Annotated in this window: 14 protein-coding genes and 1 pseudogene; 6 read left to right on the top strand and 9 right to left on the bottom strand. The window is 57.3% G+C overall.

The window, feature by feature from the left end; translation table 11 throughout:
- The first annotated feature begins 55 nt into the window (after positions 1-55).
- A complete protein-coding gene (locus tag GDV60_RS14915; protein ID WP_029291130.1) occupies positions 56-910 on the top strand; it encodes a transporter in 855 nt (284 codons plus the stop codon).
- A 52-nt stretch (positions 911-962) separates the two neighbouring features.
- Here the strand turns inward: GDV60_RS14915 and GDV60_RS14910 are convergent, their stop codons facing one another.
- The gene (locus GDV60_RS14910; RefSeq protein ID WP_029291131.1) at positions 963-1,298 is read right to left on the bottom strand and encodes a helix-turn-helix transcriptional regulator; all 336 of its coding nucleotides are present in this window, start codon (positions 1,296-1,298) and stop codon (positions 963-965) included.
- Positions 1,299-1,356: 58 nt separating this feature from the next.
- Between GDV60_RS14910 and GDV60_RS14905 the strand changes: the two genes are divergently transcribed.
- From GDV60_RS14905 to GDV60_RS14895, 3 genes are all read left to right on the top strand, one after another.
- Complete coding sequence (locus tag GDV60_RS14905; RefSeq protein ID WP_029291132.1) at positions 1,357-2,448, top strand: NADH:flavin oxidoreductase/NADH oxidase; 1,092 nt, start codon at positions 1,357-1,359, stop codon at positions 2,446-2,448.
- 641 nt (positions 2,449-3,089) lie between these two features.
- Positions 3,090-4,259, top strand: a complete 1,170-nt coding sequence (locus tag GDV60_RS14900) for a p-hydroxyphenylacetate 3-hydroxylase oxygenase component (RefSeq protein WP_104912514.1) — start codon at positions 3,090-3,092, stop codon at positions 4,257-4,259.
- Between the two features lie 63 nt (positions 4,260-4,322).
- Positions 4,323-5,264 (top strand): p-hydroxyphenylacetate 3-hydroxylase reductase component, encoded by a 942-nt coding sequence (locus tag GDV60_RS14895; protein WP_159907880.1) that lies wholly within the window; start codon positions 4,323-4,325, stop codon positions 5,262-5,264.
- 135 nt (positions 5,265-5,399) lie between these two features.
- On the opposite strand, the gene nfsB is transcribed toward GDV60_RS14895, so the two are convergent.
- The 3 genes from nfsB to GDV60_RS14880 form a co-directional block, all read right to left on the bottom strand.
- Positions 5,400-6,053: an oxygen-insensitive NAD(P)H nitroreductase gene (gene nfsB, locus GDV60_RS14890; protein ID WP_104912513.1), complete on the bottom strand. Its 654-nt coding sequence runs from the start codon at positions 6,051-6,053 to the stop codon at positions 5,400-5,402.
- Between the two features lie 144 nt (positions 6,054-6,197).
- Positions 6,198-7,091: a glycine betaine ABC transporter substrate-binding protein gene (locus tag GDV60_RS14885; RefSeq protein ID WP_104912512.1), complete on the bottom strand. Its 894-nt coding sequence runs from the start codon at positions 7,089-7,091 to the stop codon at positions 6,198-6,200.
- Between the two features lie 59 nt (positions 7,092-7,150).
- Complete coding sequence (locus GDV60_RS14880; protein ID WP_159907878.1) at positions 7,151-8,314, bottom strand: L-dopachrome tautomerase-related protein; 1,164 nt, start codon at positions 8,312-8,314, stop codon at positions 7,151-7,153.
- Between the two features lie 334 nt (positions 8,315-8,648).
- Between GDV60_RS14880 and GDV60_RS14875 the strand changes: the two are divergent.
- Together GDV60_RS14875 and GDV60_RS14870 are read left to right on the top strand one after the other, a co-directional pair.
- Positions 8,649-9,299, top strand: a pseudogene (locus GDV60_RS14875) (acyl-CoA synthetase); the annotation flags it as partial.
- Positions 9,300-9,446: 147 nt separating this feature from the next.
- Complete coding sequence (locus GDV60_RS14870; RefSeq protein WP_070994200.1) at positions 9,447-10,868, top strand: FAD/NAD(P)-binding protein; 1,422 nt, start codon at positions 9,447-9,449, stop codon at positions 10,866-10,868.
- A gap of 5 nt (positions 10,869-10,873) precedes the next feature.
- Here the strand turns inward: GDV60_RS14870 and GDV60_RS14865 are convergent, their stop codons facing one another.
- Genes GDV60_RS14865 through GDV60_RS14845 form a run of 5 tightly spaced genes read right to left on the bottom strand, consistent with a single transcriptional unit; the run spans position 10,874 to position 15,603 of the window.
- Entirely contained in the window at positions 10,874-11,803 is a 930-nt protein-coding gene (locus GDV60_RS14865) for an ornithine cyclodeaminase family protein (RefSeq protein WP_159907874.1), read from the bottom strand.
- Between the two features lie 7 nt (positions 11,804-11,810).
- A complete protein-coding gene (locus GDV60_RS14860; RefSeq protein WP_070994202.1) occupies positions 11,811-12,347 on the bottom strand; it encodes a MaoC family dehydratase in 537 nt (178 codons plus the stop codon).
- Positions 12,344-13,207, bottom strand: a complete 864-nt coding sequence (locus GDV60_RS14855) for a CoA ester lyase (RefSeq protein ID WP_159907871.1) — start codon at positions 13,205-13,207, stop codon at positions 12,344-12,346. The genes GDV60_RS14860 and GDV60_RS14855 overlap by 4 nt, the downstream gene beginning before the upstream one ends.
- A 1-nt stretch (position 13,208) precedes the next feature.
- On the bottom strand, positions 13,209-14,375 hold the full coding sequence (locus tag GDV60_RS14850; protein WP_092237176.1) for an MFS transporter: 1,167 nt from the start codon (positions 14,373-14,375) through the stop codon (positions 13,209-13,211).
- A gap of 43 nt (positions 14,376-14,418) precedes the next feature.
- Positions 14,419-15,603, bottom strand: a complete 1,185-nt coding sequence (locus GDV60_RS14845; RefSeq protein WP_159907868.1) for an aminotransferase class I/II-fold pyridoxal phosphate-dependent enzyme — start codon at positions 15,601-15,603, stop codon at positions 14,419-14,421.
- Between the last annotated feature and the right edge of the window lie 128 nt (positions 15,604-15,731).

The following is a 15,731-nucleotide window of genomic DNA, read 5'->3' as shown; positions in this document are numbered from 1 at the left end:
CCATGGAGTCGTCATGGCGAAGCTTTGCCTCCAATAACAATAAGATGGACTCGCCATGAAAACACTGAGCACGTTGACCCTCGGCACACTTTTCGCCAGCCTGGCGCCTTTGGCCCATGCCGACGTCAAACCCGACCCCGGCGACTACACGGCCTTGCCCCAGGGCACCGATGTGGTGGTGCTGTACCAGCAGAACCCGCGGGGCGACAAGGTCTACTCCGGCGGCAAGAAAGTCGCCGACAACCTTGACCTGGACATGACCGTTGGCGTGTTGCGCCTGATCCACTTCACCGAGTTCTTCAACACCGGGCTGACCTGGGATCCGCAGATCGTCATTCCTTTCGGCTACCAGAAGATCGGTGCCAGCGACAGCAAGAACTCGGGGTTGGGCGACATCACGTTTGGCGGCACGGTGTGGACCATTGCGGATCTGGCCAACAACGAGCATCTGGGGTGGTCGGCGTTTGTCACCGCGCCCACGGGCAGCGACAAGAACCAGGGGTTTGCCCTGAGCAGCAACCGCTGGGCCGTGGATTTCCAGGTGGGTTATATCAAGGGGCTGACCGACAAAATCACCTGGGATGTGATTGCCGAGACGGAGTTCTACGGCGAACAGCGCGCCACCGATGCCAAGAAAGATCCGCTGCTGCAACTGCACAACCACCTGCGCTACAACTTCACCCCAGAGACTTACGCGGCGGTCTCCTATCGCCACAATTGGGGCGCCCGCGAGACGCTGGACCATGAAACCCTGGCCACCAGCCGCAGCAATGGCACGGTGGGTTTTACCGTGGCCACGATGCTGGGCAAACAGGTGCAGGTATTGGGGCAACTGATGCATGACACATCAGTGCGTGAAGGGGTGAAGATCGATAATTCGCTGCAGTTTCGCCTGGCGTATTTCTACTGACCCGAAGGCGCCGGCTGGCCGGCGATGGCGCCCGGAAGGGCGCCTGATTTCCTCACTGCTGGGACAGAATGCACTCCAGCAATCCGGGAAACCGCACGGCCAACACATCGGCCCGCAAGGAGTTCATATGGGTGGTGCCAACGCTGCGCGTATGCACCAGCCCCGCATCCCGTAAAACCCGGAAGTGGTGGGACATGCTGGACTTTGGACGCCCGCCGTCCAACTCGCCACAACTGGCTTCTTCCACCCCGGCCAGGCAACGCACGATGTCCAGGCGCACGGGGTCGCTCAACGCGTAGAGCAGGCGTTCGAGGGTCAATTCTTCAGAGGAGGGATGTTTAAAGGCTCGCATGAAACGAATGATAACAGGGCTAGCATTGATTACCATAGTTCGATTAAGATCGAACTATCGAATCAAACGTTACCCTCGTTTCAGGAGCATTCCCATGGCTGCATTGTTCGAACCCTTTACGCTCAAAGACGTTACGTTGCGCAATCGCATCGCTATTCCGCCGATGTGCCAGTACATGGCCGAAGACGGCATGGTCAATGACTGGCATCACGTCCACCTCGCCAGCCTGGCCCGTGGGGGCGCCGGCCTGGTGGTGGTCGAGGCGACCGCCGTGGCCCCTGAAGGCCGGATCACCCCCGGTTGTACCGGTATCTGGAGCGATGCCCATGCGCAAGCCTTCGTACCCATGGTGCAAGCGATCAAGGCAGCAGGCTCGGTGCCCGGCATCCAGATCGCCCACGCCGGGCGCAAGGCCAGTTCCAACCGCCCATGGGAAGGCGACGACCATATCCCCGCCGGCGACGCCCGAGGCTGGCAAACCCTGGCACCCTCGGCGATCGCGTTTGGTGCGAACCTGCCGAAAGTCCCCCAGGCCATGACCCTGGAAGATATCGCCCGGGTACAGCAGGACTTTGTCGATGCCGCACGCCGTGCCCGCGACGCTGGCTTTGAGTGGATCGAACTGCATTTCGCCCACGGTTACCTGGGCCAGAGCTTCTTCTCCGAACACTCCAACCAGCGCACCGATGCCTACGGTGGCAGCTTCGACAACCGCAGCCGCTTCCTCCTGGAAACCCTGGCCGCCGTGCGTGAAGTCTGGCCGGAAAACCTGCCGCTGACCGCGCGTTTCGGTGTTATCGAATATGACGGGCGTGACGAACAGACCCTGGAGGAATCCATTGAACTGGCCCGTCGCTTCAAGGACGGCGGTTTGGATTTGTTGAGCGTGAGCGTTGGCTTCACCATCCCCGACACCAATATCCCTTGGGGCCCGGCGTTCATGGGGCCGATTGCCGAGCGTGTACGTCGTGAAGCCGCTCTGCCGGTCACCTCGGCCTGGGGTTTCGGCACGCCGCAACTGGCCGAAGGGGCACTGCAGGCCGGTCATCTGGACCTGGTTTCCGTGGGCCGCGCACACCTGGCTGACCCGCACTGGGCGTACTTCGCCGCCAAGGAACTGGGCGTGGACAAGGCCTCCTGGACCCTGCCGGCGCCTTATGCGCACTGGCTTGAGCGCTATCGCTGAGGCATACGACGCTATCGCAGGCAAGCCAGCTCCCACACTGATCCCGTTCCGACCCGGCCAAGTGTGGGCTTGCTCGCGATAGTCATAGGTATCTACACAACTTTGCCGTAACGCCTAAATCCAGGCAGATAGCGTAGTTGTGGCGAGCGGGCTTGTCGGAACGCCGCATCGCCCGCGCTGGGCTGCGAAGCAGCCCTAAAACCAGCCGCTACGGAGTATCTGATACACCGCATACGGCTTACTGGGGCTGCTTCGCAGCCCAGCGCGGGCGATGCGGCGTTCCGACAAGCCCGCTCGCCACAGGAGAGTTCGTCAGTTTCTGAAAGTTGTGTAGATACCTATGCCGCGATAGCAGTGGTTCAGGCGCTACTTTTCCGGCAGGTACACACAGCTATCGCAGGCAAGCAGCGCCCATTGGATCTTGTTCCACCTCGGCCAAGCCGTCGCAGTTTCTGCGGCGGCTTTTTTGTGGGCCATGGAAAGTACAATCTTCCATTTGGAACGTGCATTTTGCGCTGCGACCAAGCGCCACATACTGGTCGCGTCATTACGAACGTTCCCGGTTGTTTTATCCTGCCTTTGGCTTGAACAGGGCGCAGACGCACCAGGAATGGGGATATCCAATAATAAAGAGACAACCCATGAAAAAGCCAAACCCTCTGCTCGAAGACCTCAAGTCAGTCCTGCCCACCATTGCTGCCAATGCCTTCGCCGCCGAGCAAGACCGTAGCGTGCCTGCCGAGAACATCGCGTTGCTCAAGGGCATCGGCATGCACCGCGCGTTCTTGCCGAAGAAATACGGCGGCATGGAAATCTCTTTGCCGCAATTTGCCCAGTGCATCGCCCTGTTGGCGGGCTCGTGCGCAAGTACCGCTTGGGCCATGAGCCTGCTGTGTACTCACAGCCATCAGATGGCAATGTTCCCGTCAAAGCTGCAGGAGGAGGTCTGGAGCACTGACCCGGACGCCACCGCCAGCAGCAGCATCGCGCCGTTCGGGCGTACCGAAGAAGTGCCCGGTGGCGTGACCTTCAGCGGCGAGATGGGCTGGAGCTCAGGCTGCGATCACGCCGAATGGGCAATCATGGGCTTTCGCCGCAAAAACGCCGAAGGCACCCAGGATTATTGCTTCGCCGTGCTGCCGCGCAGTGACTACACGATTCGTGACGACTGGTTTGCCGTGGGCATGCGCGGCAGTGGCAGCAAGACCTTGATCGTCGACCAGGCCTTCGTCCCCGAGCACCGCATCCAGAAGGCCAAGGACATGATGGAAGGCAAGTCGGCGGGCTTTGGCCTGTACCCCGACAGCAAGATTTTCTTCGCGCCGTACCGTCCGTATTTTGCCAGCGGCTTTTCCACCGTCAGCCTGGGGATTGCCGAGCGTATGCTCGACGTGTTCCGTGAAAAAACCAAAAACCGCGTACGGGCCTACACCGGTGCGGCAGTCGGCGCTGCGACACCGGCGCTGATGCGCCTGGCCGAATCCACCCACCAGGTGGCCGCCGCGCGGGCGTTGCTGGAAAAGAGCTGGGACGACATCGCCGAGCACAGCGAACGCCATGAATACCCCAGCCGCGGCACCCTGGCGTTCTGGCGGACCAACCAGGGCTACGCCACCAAAATGTGCATCCAGGCGGTGGATCGCTTGATGGAAGCGGCGGGCGGCGGCGCCTGGTTTGAAACCAACGAGCTGCAACGTCTGTTCCGCGACGCTCACCTCACTGGGGCGCATGCCTATACCGACTACGACGTTTGCGCACAGATCCTGGGGCGTGAACTGATGGGCCTGGAGCCGGATCCGGCAATGGTCTGACCCACCACTCTTTACCTATAAGAACAATCAGGGCAGGGCCATCGGCCTGCCCGGGAGCCTTGCATGTCTACTGAAAACCCAAGCACCGCATTCGATACCCGCGCATTTCGCCGCGCCCTGGGCAATTTCGCCACCGGTGTCACGGTGGTGACCGCAGCTGATGCCCACGGGCGCAAGGTCGGGGTGACCGCCAACAGCTTCAACTCGGTGTCCCTGGACCCGCCGCTGATCCTGTGGAGCATCGACAAACGCTCGACCAGCCATGCAGTGTTCGAGACGGCCAGCCACTTTGCGGTGAACGTGCTGGCCGCCGATCAGATCGACCTGTCCAACAACTTCGCCCGGCCCAAGGAAGACCGGTTTGCCGAAGTCGAGTACCAGGCCGGCGAGGGCGGGGCACCGATTCTGGCCGACTGCTCGGCACGTTTTGAGTGTGAGAAGTTCCAGCAGGTCGACGGGGGTGACCACTGGATCATGATTGGCAAAGTGGTTGCCTTCGACGACTGCGGTCGTTCGCCATTGCTGTATCACCAGGGCGCCTATTCCATGGTGCTGCCGCACACCCGCATGACCCAGTGCGAGGAAGGCCAGCCACCGAGCAGCCATTTCCAGGGCCGCCTGAGCCATAACCTGTACTACCTGATGACCCAGGCGCTGCGGGCCTATCAGGCCAGCTACCAACCGCGTCAATTATCTACGGGCCTGCGCACCAGCGAAGCCCGGATGCTGATGGTGCTGGAGAACGACGCCGGCCTGAGCCTGGCCGAGCTGCAGCGCGAAGTAGCAATGCCGGCGCGCGAGATCGAAGAGGCGGTCAACAACCTCAAGCGCAAGGCCTTGGTACGCGATGATCAGGAGCGGGTCAAACTGACCACCAAGGGCATCGACGAAACCGAGTCGTTGTGGACCATCGCCCGTGAGCAGCAGGACAAGGTTTTCAGCCAATTCAGCGATGAACAGTTGGAGACCTTCAAGACCGTGCTCAAGGCGGTGATCCAGCATTGATAATGACGATAAAGTCGTAGCCTATCCCCTGTAGGAGCGGGCTTGCCCGCGATAGCGGTGGGTCAGGCACACCACAATCGCGGGCAAGCCCGCTCCCACAGGAATATGCGCTTGGCCGGCTGGTTGCCACCGCGATCAGATAAAGTCGAACAGAACCTGGGCAGGCAACCGGGATTTTGCCAGGCGGGCGTTGAAGTCTTCGTTGCTGCGATATCCCAGGCTTACCACCACTGAGCTGGTAAACCCGCGCTCACGCAAACCCAGTTCGATATCCAACACCTTGCTGTCGAAACCTTCCATGGGCGTGGCATCAAGGTCCAGGGCTGCAGCCCCCAGCAACAGGGTGCCCAGGGCCAGATAAGTTTGTTTCTCCATCCAGTGCTGGACGTCCTTGAGGTCATAGCGATGCAAGTTGACAAAATTGTGCCGCCCTCTGTCCTGGCCAGCCTTGGCTTGCTCGTCGTGAAAGCGTCCATCGCTGGCCTCTTGGCTGAGCAGGGCCTGCAAGTATTCCTCAGTCATCTGGGTTCGGGTACACAGCACCAGCACATGGGAGGCGTCGAGGATTTTTGCCTGGTTGAAGCCAAAGGCACCTTCGGCACTTTTGGCAATACGTGCTTTGGCATGCTCACTTTCTGCGACCACAAAGTGCCAGGGTTGCGAGTTGACCGACGAGGGGCTGTTGCGCAGTTGCTCCAGCAACGGCTCCAGGGTGGTTTTGGGAATCTTGCGTGAAGCGTCGAAGAGTTTGGCGGTGTAACGGCGTTTGGAAAGTGTGACCATGTCCATCATTGAATCCCCGTTTTTGGTTAGTTGAAGCCTTGGGTGCGTTGCCGCAGGTGCGCGGCGCGGATGTCCCGTCCAGCCCCTTGGTGGGGGATGGACGGGGCCGCTTTTTCAGAAATCTTCAAATACGTTTAAAGACGCGCCTGTTCAGGCCAGCGGTGCCAACCAGCGCCGCAACGTTTCCGGGTGCCTTGCCAGCCAGTCGCTTGCCGCTTCGTCAGCCGACTGTTCGCCGCGATTGAAGGCGTCGTCGAGTTCGGCAACGATGGCGTTCGACAGGCGAATGTTGTCCAGCACCTGGATCTCGGCGGTTGTCAGTAGTGCCAGGCGATCCTCGCGAGCCAGCAGCACGGCCCGGTCGACGCTGCCGAGCAAACCCTTGGGGTCGCTGAGGTCGCGGATGCGATAGCGGTGATGCAGGAACTGCGGATGCCACAACGGCACGACGCCCCAGCGCTGCTGGCGGTACAGGGCTTCAAAGGCGTCAATGCAGTCATCCTGGGAGCCTGTGCGAAACTGGTACCCGGCGCGGTTCAAGCCGTACTCATCCATGATCTTCAACGAGAACCGGGTAATCCCCGCCCCAGGTCCGATGCCCTGGATCAGCGGGTGCATCCGGGCGCGCACGGCGGGCTTGAGCAGGTCCTCAATGGAGGCCACCTCCTGTTCGTTCACGTAGTCAGGTACACCCCACAATGCATAGGGCTCGTAATGCAGGCCCAGTTCACGGGTGGGCGTCACCGCATCGACGGTCTGCTTGTAGATGCCGTGGCTGAACGGAATCCAGGCTGAGGCAATCATGTCGATCGCGCCTTCGCGCAATCGCTTGAAGTTGTCCTCGTGCAGGGCATATTGGCGCTCCACGGTCAGACCCATGTGCTGCATGACCTGGGCGACTACCGCGGCCGTGGCGCGGTGGAACGACAGGTCCGTGACACCCAGCCGTACCCGCCGTGAGCCGTTGGCGATATTGGCCCGGGCGAAGTCTTGATGGGTCACAGGCAGCTTTTTACCCGGACGCCTTGGTGTGGTTTTACCCATGGTTGTTCCTTCACGATGATTGAGCGGCGTGGGACGCATGAACAGGACAGATCCGTGGCCTAGCGCGTGGGCGCCGGCGCTGCATCAATCTTCACCCGCAGCAGGCTGTAGGGTTTCTGGCGCAGATCCTTGCCCGCGTGAAAGATGCCCTGGCGATGCAGCTGGTTGGCCATGAAGTACAGGTAGCCATCCGGTCCGATGGACAGGGTGTCAGGCCAAAGCACGCGCGGGTCTTGGACGATGGTTTGCCACTGCCCATCTGCCAGGCGTTTGCGCACGCTATTGTGTTCGTAGTCGCCGGCATACAGGGCGCCGGCGGCGTCGGCTTCGAGGCCATCGGAGGCGCCTTTTTCCCCAAGGTCCTTGACCGCCATATCGAGCCGCGCTTCGCTGACCGAAGGATCACGCAGCAGCGCAGTTGGCACCGAGTACAGATGGCGGCTGGACAGCGGGCAGAAGTACAGCGTCTGGCCGTCAGCCGACAGGGCGATGCCATCGGAGGCAACCGCAAATGGCCGGGTGCTGCCGTCGGCGTTGCGCACCTGCAAGACCTGGCCTTCGACCTTGGGCACGAAGTTGGGGTCTACCGAGGTCGACGGGGCGCCACTGAGTCGGCGTATGGCGGTGCCGCTGGCAATGTCCATGATGATGATCGCCCCCGGACCGCTGAGGGAGGAGTCGGTGATATAGATCACCCCTTCATCGCCCACCCGGAAATCAAAGCGCATGTCATTGACGTAGGTGCTGGGCAGCATCACGTTTTTCGGGAAGACCAGGGTCTTGACCACTTTATTGCTGGCCAGATCGACCGCCACCAGCTTGGCGCCGCCCGGCGTTGGTGATGCGAAGCCGGGGGCGGCGGTATCCAATATCCAGATACGCCCGCGACCATCGGCCACCACACTCTGTACGCTGATAAAACCCTTGGCCGGGTCCTTCGGGTCGGCCTGGTTCAGGGCCAGGTCAGGGTAGGGCACGACCTTGCCTTCACGCAGCTCACCGACGGTAAACGGCACGGCATCGCCCCAACGTGGAAAGTTGACAAAAATCCGCCCGTTCTCGGTAACGCTGACGCCGGTGGGCATGGCGTCGTGGAACGCGAATACCTGCTCAATGGCGCCAACGGTTTGTTCGCTGGGCAACGCCTGGCTCTGGGCTGCATGGCTGTTGCTGGCAATCGTCAAGGCCAGGATCGACCAGATAAAGCGGTGCTTGAGGTGCATGAAAAACTCCGGGAATCAGCAGGCAAAGGCGCGTTGCGGCTTATGGTGTGCGTTCCCGGCGTATGGAAAAACCCACTAATGGCGCTAACAGTTTCATCGCAATCGAGAAAGTGCACGGCGCTTGCGCGTTGCTCTGCCGCTGTTCGCCAGCCAACAGTCAATCAACAGTTTGCTGGTTTCCCCAGGTGTGAAATGTTCACGGGGCCCTCTGAATGCGCGGTTTTATTGGGCTTTTCAATCTTGGCGCAACATCTGCAACGGGGCAGGTCTGGCTACTGAAGAACGCGGAGCACGGACCACCGCACGCGCATTCCAACGAGAGGAGCAGTCCCCTATGAGCGTGCATACACTCAAACCAGCGCAGGATGTGAACTGGCCCGCCGAGTGGGTCGCCGGCTTGCCCGAGGCCTTGGAGCAATTGCAGCACTGGGCCCAGTTCCGCCCGTTGCACTGCGCGTTGCGCCACAAGCGTCATGGCCGGTGGTATGCCTGGCGCTGGATCGACGCCTTGCGTGATGTCGAACGCCTGGCCGATGGTTTGCGCCAGCACGGGTTTGGCCAATACTCGCGGCTGCTGGTGAGTGGGGCCTTTGAGCCCAATCTGTTGCTGCTGGCCCTGGCGGCCGAGGCCACTGGCGGGCAGGTGTTGACGCTGGCTGACACCCTTGAGCCCAGTGCGCTGCACGGGCAAATCTGGCGGCTGCGGCCGACCCATGCGTATGTCCCGGACTGCCAGCAGCTGCAGCATTGGCTCACGGTCGTGGGCAGCAGCGCCGTACCGCAGGTATTGATCAGCGACCAGCAAGTACCGGGTAGTGAGGTGGTCGCCTTCACTCGATTGCTCGGCCCGGCGGAGCCGCTGCAGCGCCTGAATCGCTGGTGGCAACCCGCCGGCGAAACCGCGTTATGGAGCGAGGAGGGCACGCGCTGGCAAGGTGGCCTGGCGGTGTTACTCGAACAATGGCTCAACAGCGGCCAAGGCCTCCAGTGCGCGCCAAGGCGCCCAATGGCTGGATGAACTGAAACGCGATAGTGCATGATCGGGCAATGCGTCACACGGCGACGTGCCGGATTTTGGGCGCGAAGCAATTGGCATGATATTCATCCGGGCAAACAGTAAGGGCGCATTTTCATGAGTGAAACCGAACGCGGACAGGCGACAAAGGCCATCCGCAACGCCGATGTGCTGATCATCGGAGGGGGCCTGAGCGGCACCATGCTGGCCGTGCAGTTGCTGCGTTTGCCTGGCACACGGCAGATCCTGGTGATCGAGCCGCGCACGGAACTTGGGCGGGGTGAAGCCTATAGCGCGGTGGAGCTGGGGCACACGCTCAATGGCAACGCCGCGCGCATGAGCGTAGACCCGGACAACGCCGATGACTTGACCCAGTGGTTGACCGACTACATTGCTGCCGGCGGCTGGCCGGAGTCGGACCAGCAGCACGTGCCCGTCAGCGAGCTGTTCCCACCCCGGGGGATCTTCGGCCTGTACGCGCAACAGCGCCTGGCAGAGGCTCGGGCGGGGTCTGCGTCGACGCTGGAGCATGTTCGCGCCGAGGTAGTCGACCTGCAGGTGGCGCCGGGCGGTGTACTCCTGACCCTGGATGACGGCCAGCAACTGCAGGGCGCCCAGGCGGTACTGGCCACCGGCATGTTCCCGGCGGCGCGCACGCCACAAACCCAGTCCAGCGGCCTGAATGCGGCGGCGGTAGACCCGTGGGACGTGCGCGGCATGACCCAACTGGACCCACACTCCACGGTGCTGATCATTGGTTCCGGCTTGACCATGGTCGATGCCGTGGTGTCCCTGGAGCAGGCGGGTCATCGTGGGCCGATCGAGATTTTTTCGCGCCATGGCCTGCTGCCCCATGTGCGCCGGCAACCACCGACCTGGCCGGATTTTCTCGCTGAAGATCACAGCCTGCGCAGCCCGCTGCAATTGCTGCGGGAAGTGCGCCGCCAATGCCAGGGAGCCCAGGCACTGGGCATTGACTGGCAAGCGCCATTGGATACCGTGCGCGCCCATATCGGCCGTTTGTGGAGCCAGGCCAGCGAACGCCAGAAACGCCAGTTCGTGCGCCATGTTCGGCCCTGGTGGGAGAGCCATCACCATCGCTCGCCGCCGCTGAGCGCCGAGCTGGTGGCGCGGCTGCACAAGCAAGGGCGTCTGCGGATCCAGGCGGCATCGTTCCAGGGCCTGGAGCCCACGCTAAACGGCGAAGTGACCCTGCGCCTGCGCCGGCGTGGCGAGCAACACACAACGCAGGTCAGTGGTGCTGCGCTGATCAACTCCAGCGGGATCGAATACGACTGGCGCCGCGTGGCCCGCCCGCTGCCCCAGCAGCTGTTGGCGCGAGGCTTGATCCAGCCTGGGCCACTGGCGCTGGGGATTGCGGCGGATGCATCGGGTGCGGTGCTGGACGCACAGGGCGTGGCCAGTGAGCGACTCTTCGCCATGGGCCCACCGCTGCGCGGCATGTGGTGGGAGAGTACGGCGGTGACGGATGTGGCAATCCAGGCCAAGGCACTGGCATGCCGATTAGGAGCCTCGTAATATCTTCAAACTTCGCTTACCAGCTTTAACTTCTTCAGGATTGCGATGCAGATGCACGCGTCCTGAAAAGCCGTCCCTACCGAAGAAAAAATCGTGGTCTCGCCTTGGTGAGCTGCATACTGGCTGTTCAGCATGTCAACAATGGATGTTGAGTTTTGGTGATAATCCCCTGCCTCTTCAATTGCAGCTTTTCTATCCTCCACCAGTAAGATAGCTCGATGCAGAAGCTCCAACGGGAACTCACGCGACACCAGTGTGTGCTTGCCTACCGCGTTTATATGGGCCCCCTTTACTACGTCGCAGGCGGAGAACAAAGGGGCTGCGCAGGTGGTCGCCGTGCAGATGATGTCGGCGCCTGAGACTGCCTGGCGGGCGCTATGATGGCTGATGTATTCAATTTCACGTAAGAACCGATTTTTTGCGTCAGCTATAAAACGCTCTGTGCTTGCCCTGCTTGTAGAGCATACGGCCACCTGGTTTATCTTTCTGACGCTCAATACAGCCTCAAATACGGCCATTGCCTGAGCACCTGCGCCGATGACGGCAACTTTTTTAGAGTGGGCCATTGCCAGCAAATCAGTCGCCAATCCTGCAGTGGCGCCTGTGCGTAGCGCGGTAATGGCTGCTGCATCCATTTGGGCTTTTATCTGCCCTGTAGCGCCATCCTGTATAACGATCACTCCACTTATAGATGTTCGTCCATGGGCTTTGTTGAGCAAATGATGAGAAACAATCTTGACCATAAATAGATTGTGAGAATGAGAGTAGTAGGGCATTATCCCAAACGTTGCATGTTTCTCCTGGACTCTCACGATAGTTCGTGTTGGGTTACTGTCGTTTGAGCTGTTGTATTGACGATAGTTTTCACGAAGTACGTCAATCGCCTCTTCCATACTGATGGTATTTTTTATCAAGACCTCATCTAATATTTTCATAGGCTACTCATGCCAAGGGTACTTGGTCGAGAGTGATCAGAAAGCTGCGCTCGTAGGATAAACATATTTGTCCATTTGCCTTGAGCCCTTTTGTTCGCACTGTTACTACGCCTTGTCCGGGACGACTGGCAGAGGGACGTTTGTGGATGACTTCGCTTTCTGCATACAATGTATCGCCGACAAATACAGGGGCTACCAGACGAACATTATCCCAGCCTAAATTGGCAATTGCCTTTGCGCTCGTGCTCGCCAGGCTCATCCCACCGACTATCGAAAAGGTCACCAGGCTTGATACCAGTATTTGTCCAAATTCGGTTTGCTTCGCATATTCTGCATTGATGTGGGCAGGATGGTTATTCATGCAGATTAACGACATCCAGACGTTATCCGCCTCTGTCACCGTACGGCCTGGACGATGTTCAAATATGTCACCAATAATAAAGTCGTCAAAGCCAAGCCCATGATCCTCACGATAGCGTCCGGGCCCAACTTTGGTTAGTTTGCTTAATGCCTTGCTGCCGGGGAGCGATTGGTTGATGTTCATGCTGGCCTCCTATTGGTTCTTGAGAGCGATTCGTTAATTTTCAAAAGCCTGCGGGCCATGATTTCGAAAGGAGGGCCTAGCATTTCCCCATCTAAGGTGGATATGGCTGTCGTTGGGCCCGCTGCTTCGAGGCATTTGATAATTGCTCGTGCTTTTTTCAGTTCGATTGCTGTCGGGGTAAATAATTTGTTTATCAGTTCTACTTGGGCTGGATGAATGGCGATTTTTCCGGAATAGCCAAATTCTTTCGCTGTTTCAATTTCTGTTCTAAGCGCTTTTTCGTTGTTCAGTTTAAAACAGGGCGAATCAATTACCATTAGCCCCATGCTGAGGGCAGCGATGGCTATATCGCATTTTATATGGGTAAGCGCGCGCTCTGCGATTTTGAAATTGATCTCCGAGGAGAGGTCAGCGCTACCTAAAATCAAGCCGCGCAGGTTTGTTCTTTCATTGATAATGGAGTCGATGCAGCGCAATCCTTTTAAAGTTTCGATGATTGCAAAGGTTTTTACTCGTTGGCCAGTAGCGGATATCAGTTCATTAAGGACTCTCAGTTCTCCGGCTGACTCTACTTTGGGGATGATCAAATATTCGGGAATAATGTTGTGGTCTAACAAGAAAACCAAGTCTCTGATGCCTTCTGGTTTGGTGAGTGCGTTAACTCTTATCGCTAGATTGCGCCGATTGTGGATAGAGTGGTCCAATGCCAGCAGTTGTTCTCGTGCAAATTGTTTTTTGTACATTGGGACTGAGTCTTCCAAGTCCAATAATACGATATCGGCGCTAGACTCAATAATTGTCCGTTCTATATGCTTTTGGCTGGCGGGCACGCATAGCCAACTTCTAGTCAATATGTCCATATCAAGACTCTCTTTTCAGAATGAGCAGTGTGGTGAGTACACCAAGTCCACCCAGGCATGCGGTGAGCAGTGCCACAGTTTGAATGCCGTAAGGGATAAAAAAAGTCGCAAGAGCACCAAATATTAACGCTACCAATTGTTGTAGGAAACTAAACAGCATCATTGGGTGGGCGCCGGGTATTCTGTTTACTGCCATGGCTGCTGCACATGGGTAGAGTGTTGCTTGGGCGTACCAAATAACCAGATAGGTCCCAACAACCAAGTGGATTGACATGTTTTGCCAGGCGGCCAGAAACAACACGCTGCTCGAAGCGATTAATAGGCATGCGCCAAAAATTGATAATTGGCAAACACTGACAACAGTCAAGGCTCGCCTTACAGTCAGTGCGCCTAAGTAATAAGCCAGGCCCAACCACAAGCCGAATGTGCCGTAATCGGCGCTGTTCCAACGGAAATTAGAGTGAAATATATACGCTCCGATACCTTGATAGATAATAAAAATACCATAGCCGCACCCTCCTAAAATGACCGGTAGAAAAAAACTGGGCTGGGTTGCAGTGGAGTAGTAGTTTGGCGTTAATGCGGATTCTTTTTCCACGGCGTCTAGTTTGTAAAGGCGGGTGCGTATTTTAAAAGCTAGTGCGTAGGTAAGTATCAATCCGATGATCATTAGGTATGGCAGAGCGATCCAGTTAAGGCTTGATATCAGAAAGCCGCCTACTACTTGCCCGCCGATAAGCGCAAGAATAAATGAATAGGATAATACAGACAGGTTTTTCGCAAGGGCTGCCCCTGATGAGATATCCGTTAACAGTGCTCTGCCGATCAGAGCTCCTCCGCCAGCACCTATGCCTTGCATGAGCCGGGAGAAAAAGAACACCTCGGAGCCCAAACTGAATAAGGACAGCACGCTACCGACGAATAAAGTCGCGCAGCAAACGAGAATTGCAGTGTGGCGCCCGAAACTGCGAATAAGGCGTGACATAAATACTATCGGTAGTACAGCGCCGCCCAAATAAAATAGTAGAACTTTATAGCTTTCCGCCTCTTCTGTATTTAGTATCGAGGCGAGTTGGGTTGTTGCAGGTATATATAGTGTTATACCAAGCTGGGCAATTATGGTCGTGCAACACGCGAGTAGGAGTACTTGCTGGGGGGATGATGACATGTAAATTCCTTTTGTCACGACGTCCTAATGTGCGGGGTTGCATCTACAGCATTGAGTTTACCGCTGTGCAAAACTGTTTTAAGTCGTCTGAGGCCATGTTTGCTCTGAGCATGACGCGAAGGCCTGGAGTTGATTTGGGAACGACAGGGTAAAATAGCGGCGATGTATAAAATCCACGCTCCATGAGTTTTGTTGCGGTGGTGATTGCATGTTGCTCATTACTCATGGGAATCAACCTGATAGGTAATCCATCTCCTGCCAAGGTGGTCTTGATGTGTGTATCGAACAGTTGGATGTTGGTCGTCAATCTGTTTTGCAGGTGTTGCAGTTCTGTGGATCTATGTATCTTTGCGGACGCGATAATTGCACCCAAACCTGCTGTGTTAATTCGTTGGGACCAAGAGAGAGGGCCGCCAAACCGCAATAAATTTGATTTGCTAATCGACGAATCAAAGAGGATCGCCCCGCCCGATGCACCAAAGCCCTTGTTCAATGATGCGATGATCATGGTGTTACTGTTTAGTGTGCCCATTGTATTGAGAACTAATCCGCAGCCATTTGTACCCTGTGCCGACAGGCCATGAGCCTCGTCATATAGAACAAATAGACCGTACTTGTCTTGCAGGCTCATAAGCTCCGATACATTGGCGGATCCTCCCGTGCTATAGACGCCGTCCGCGATGTAAGCGACCCGTTGCTTTTGTTTGCAGCAGTCTTCCAGAAAGTTTAAGTCATTGTGCGGTGCTGTCACTACTTCGGATTCATCTGCGCAAACGGCTTTCATCAAACTCAAGCAGAAGTGCGCGGACTGGTCAAAAATCATTAGCGGGGGGATGTTTTGTGTGAATACACCTGCGGCGAGTAATGGAAGCATTGCTGCGGCGGCTGAAGCGCATGAAACTGTAGTCAGCACCTGGACGGAAAACAGATCTGACAGTGCAAGCTCTGCCTCTTCCAATAGCGGTAAACAAATTCGGACACGGGATGTGGATGAGTTTAAGGTTTGCGACGAGTCTAGTGCCGTTATTGCTCCCTTCAAAATTTCTATATTGGAGTCCAAGCCGAGGTAGGAGTAAGAGCACATGTTTATGAATGGGTCACCATCGACTTGCATGAAGCCGTCACCAAGATTGTCGGCGACAATTCCGCTCATTCGGGCTTCTTGTGTTCGACTCCAAAATAAATCACCGCCAGCCACCATTTTTTTGATGTTTGAATAACGATTCATATTGCGCACCTGTCGCCCAAGGCAAAACGGATGACAATACTTTCCTAAGGAGTATTTTTTTACAATATTTTATGGCGTGGTAAGTTTCCTATGCTGATGTAGGTAAATTCCTAAAGTGTTTTTTAGGC

The sequence above is a fragment of the Pseudomonas sp. DTU12.1 genome, from assembly GCF_009873475.1.
GTDB classification, from domain to species: Bacteria; Pseudomonadota; Gammaproteobacteria; order Pseudomonadales; family Pseudomonadaceae; genus Aquipseudomonas; species Aquipseudomonas proteolytica.
This window is presented reverse-complemented; position numbering and strand designations above follow the sequence as displayed.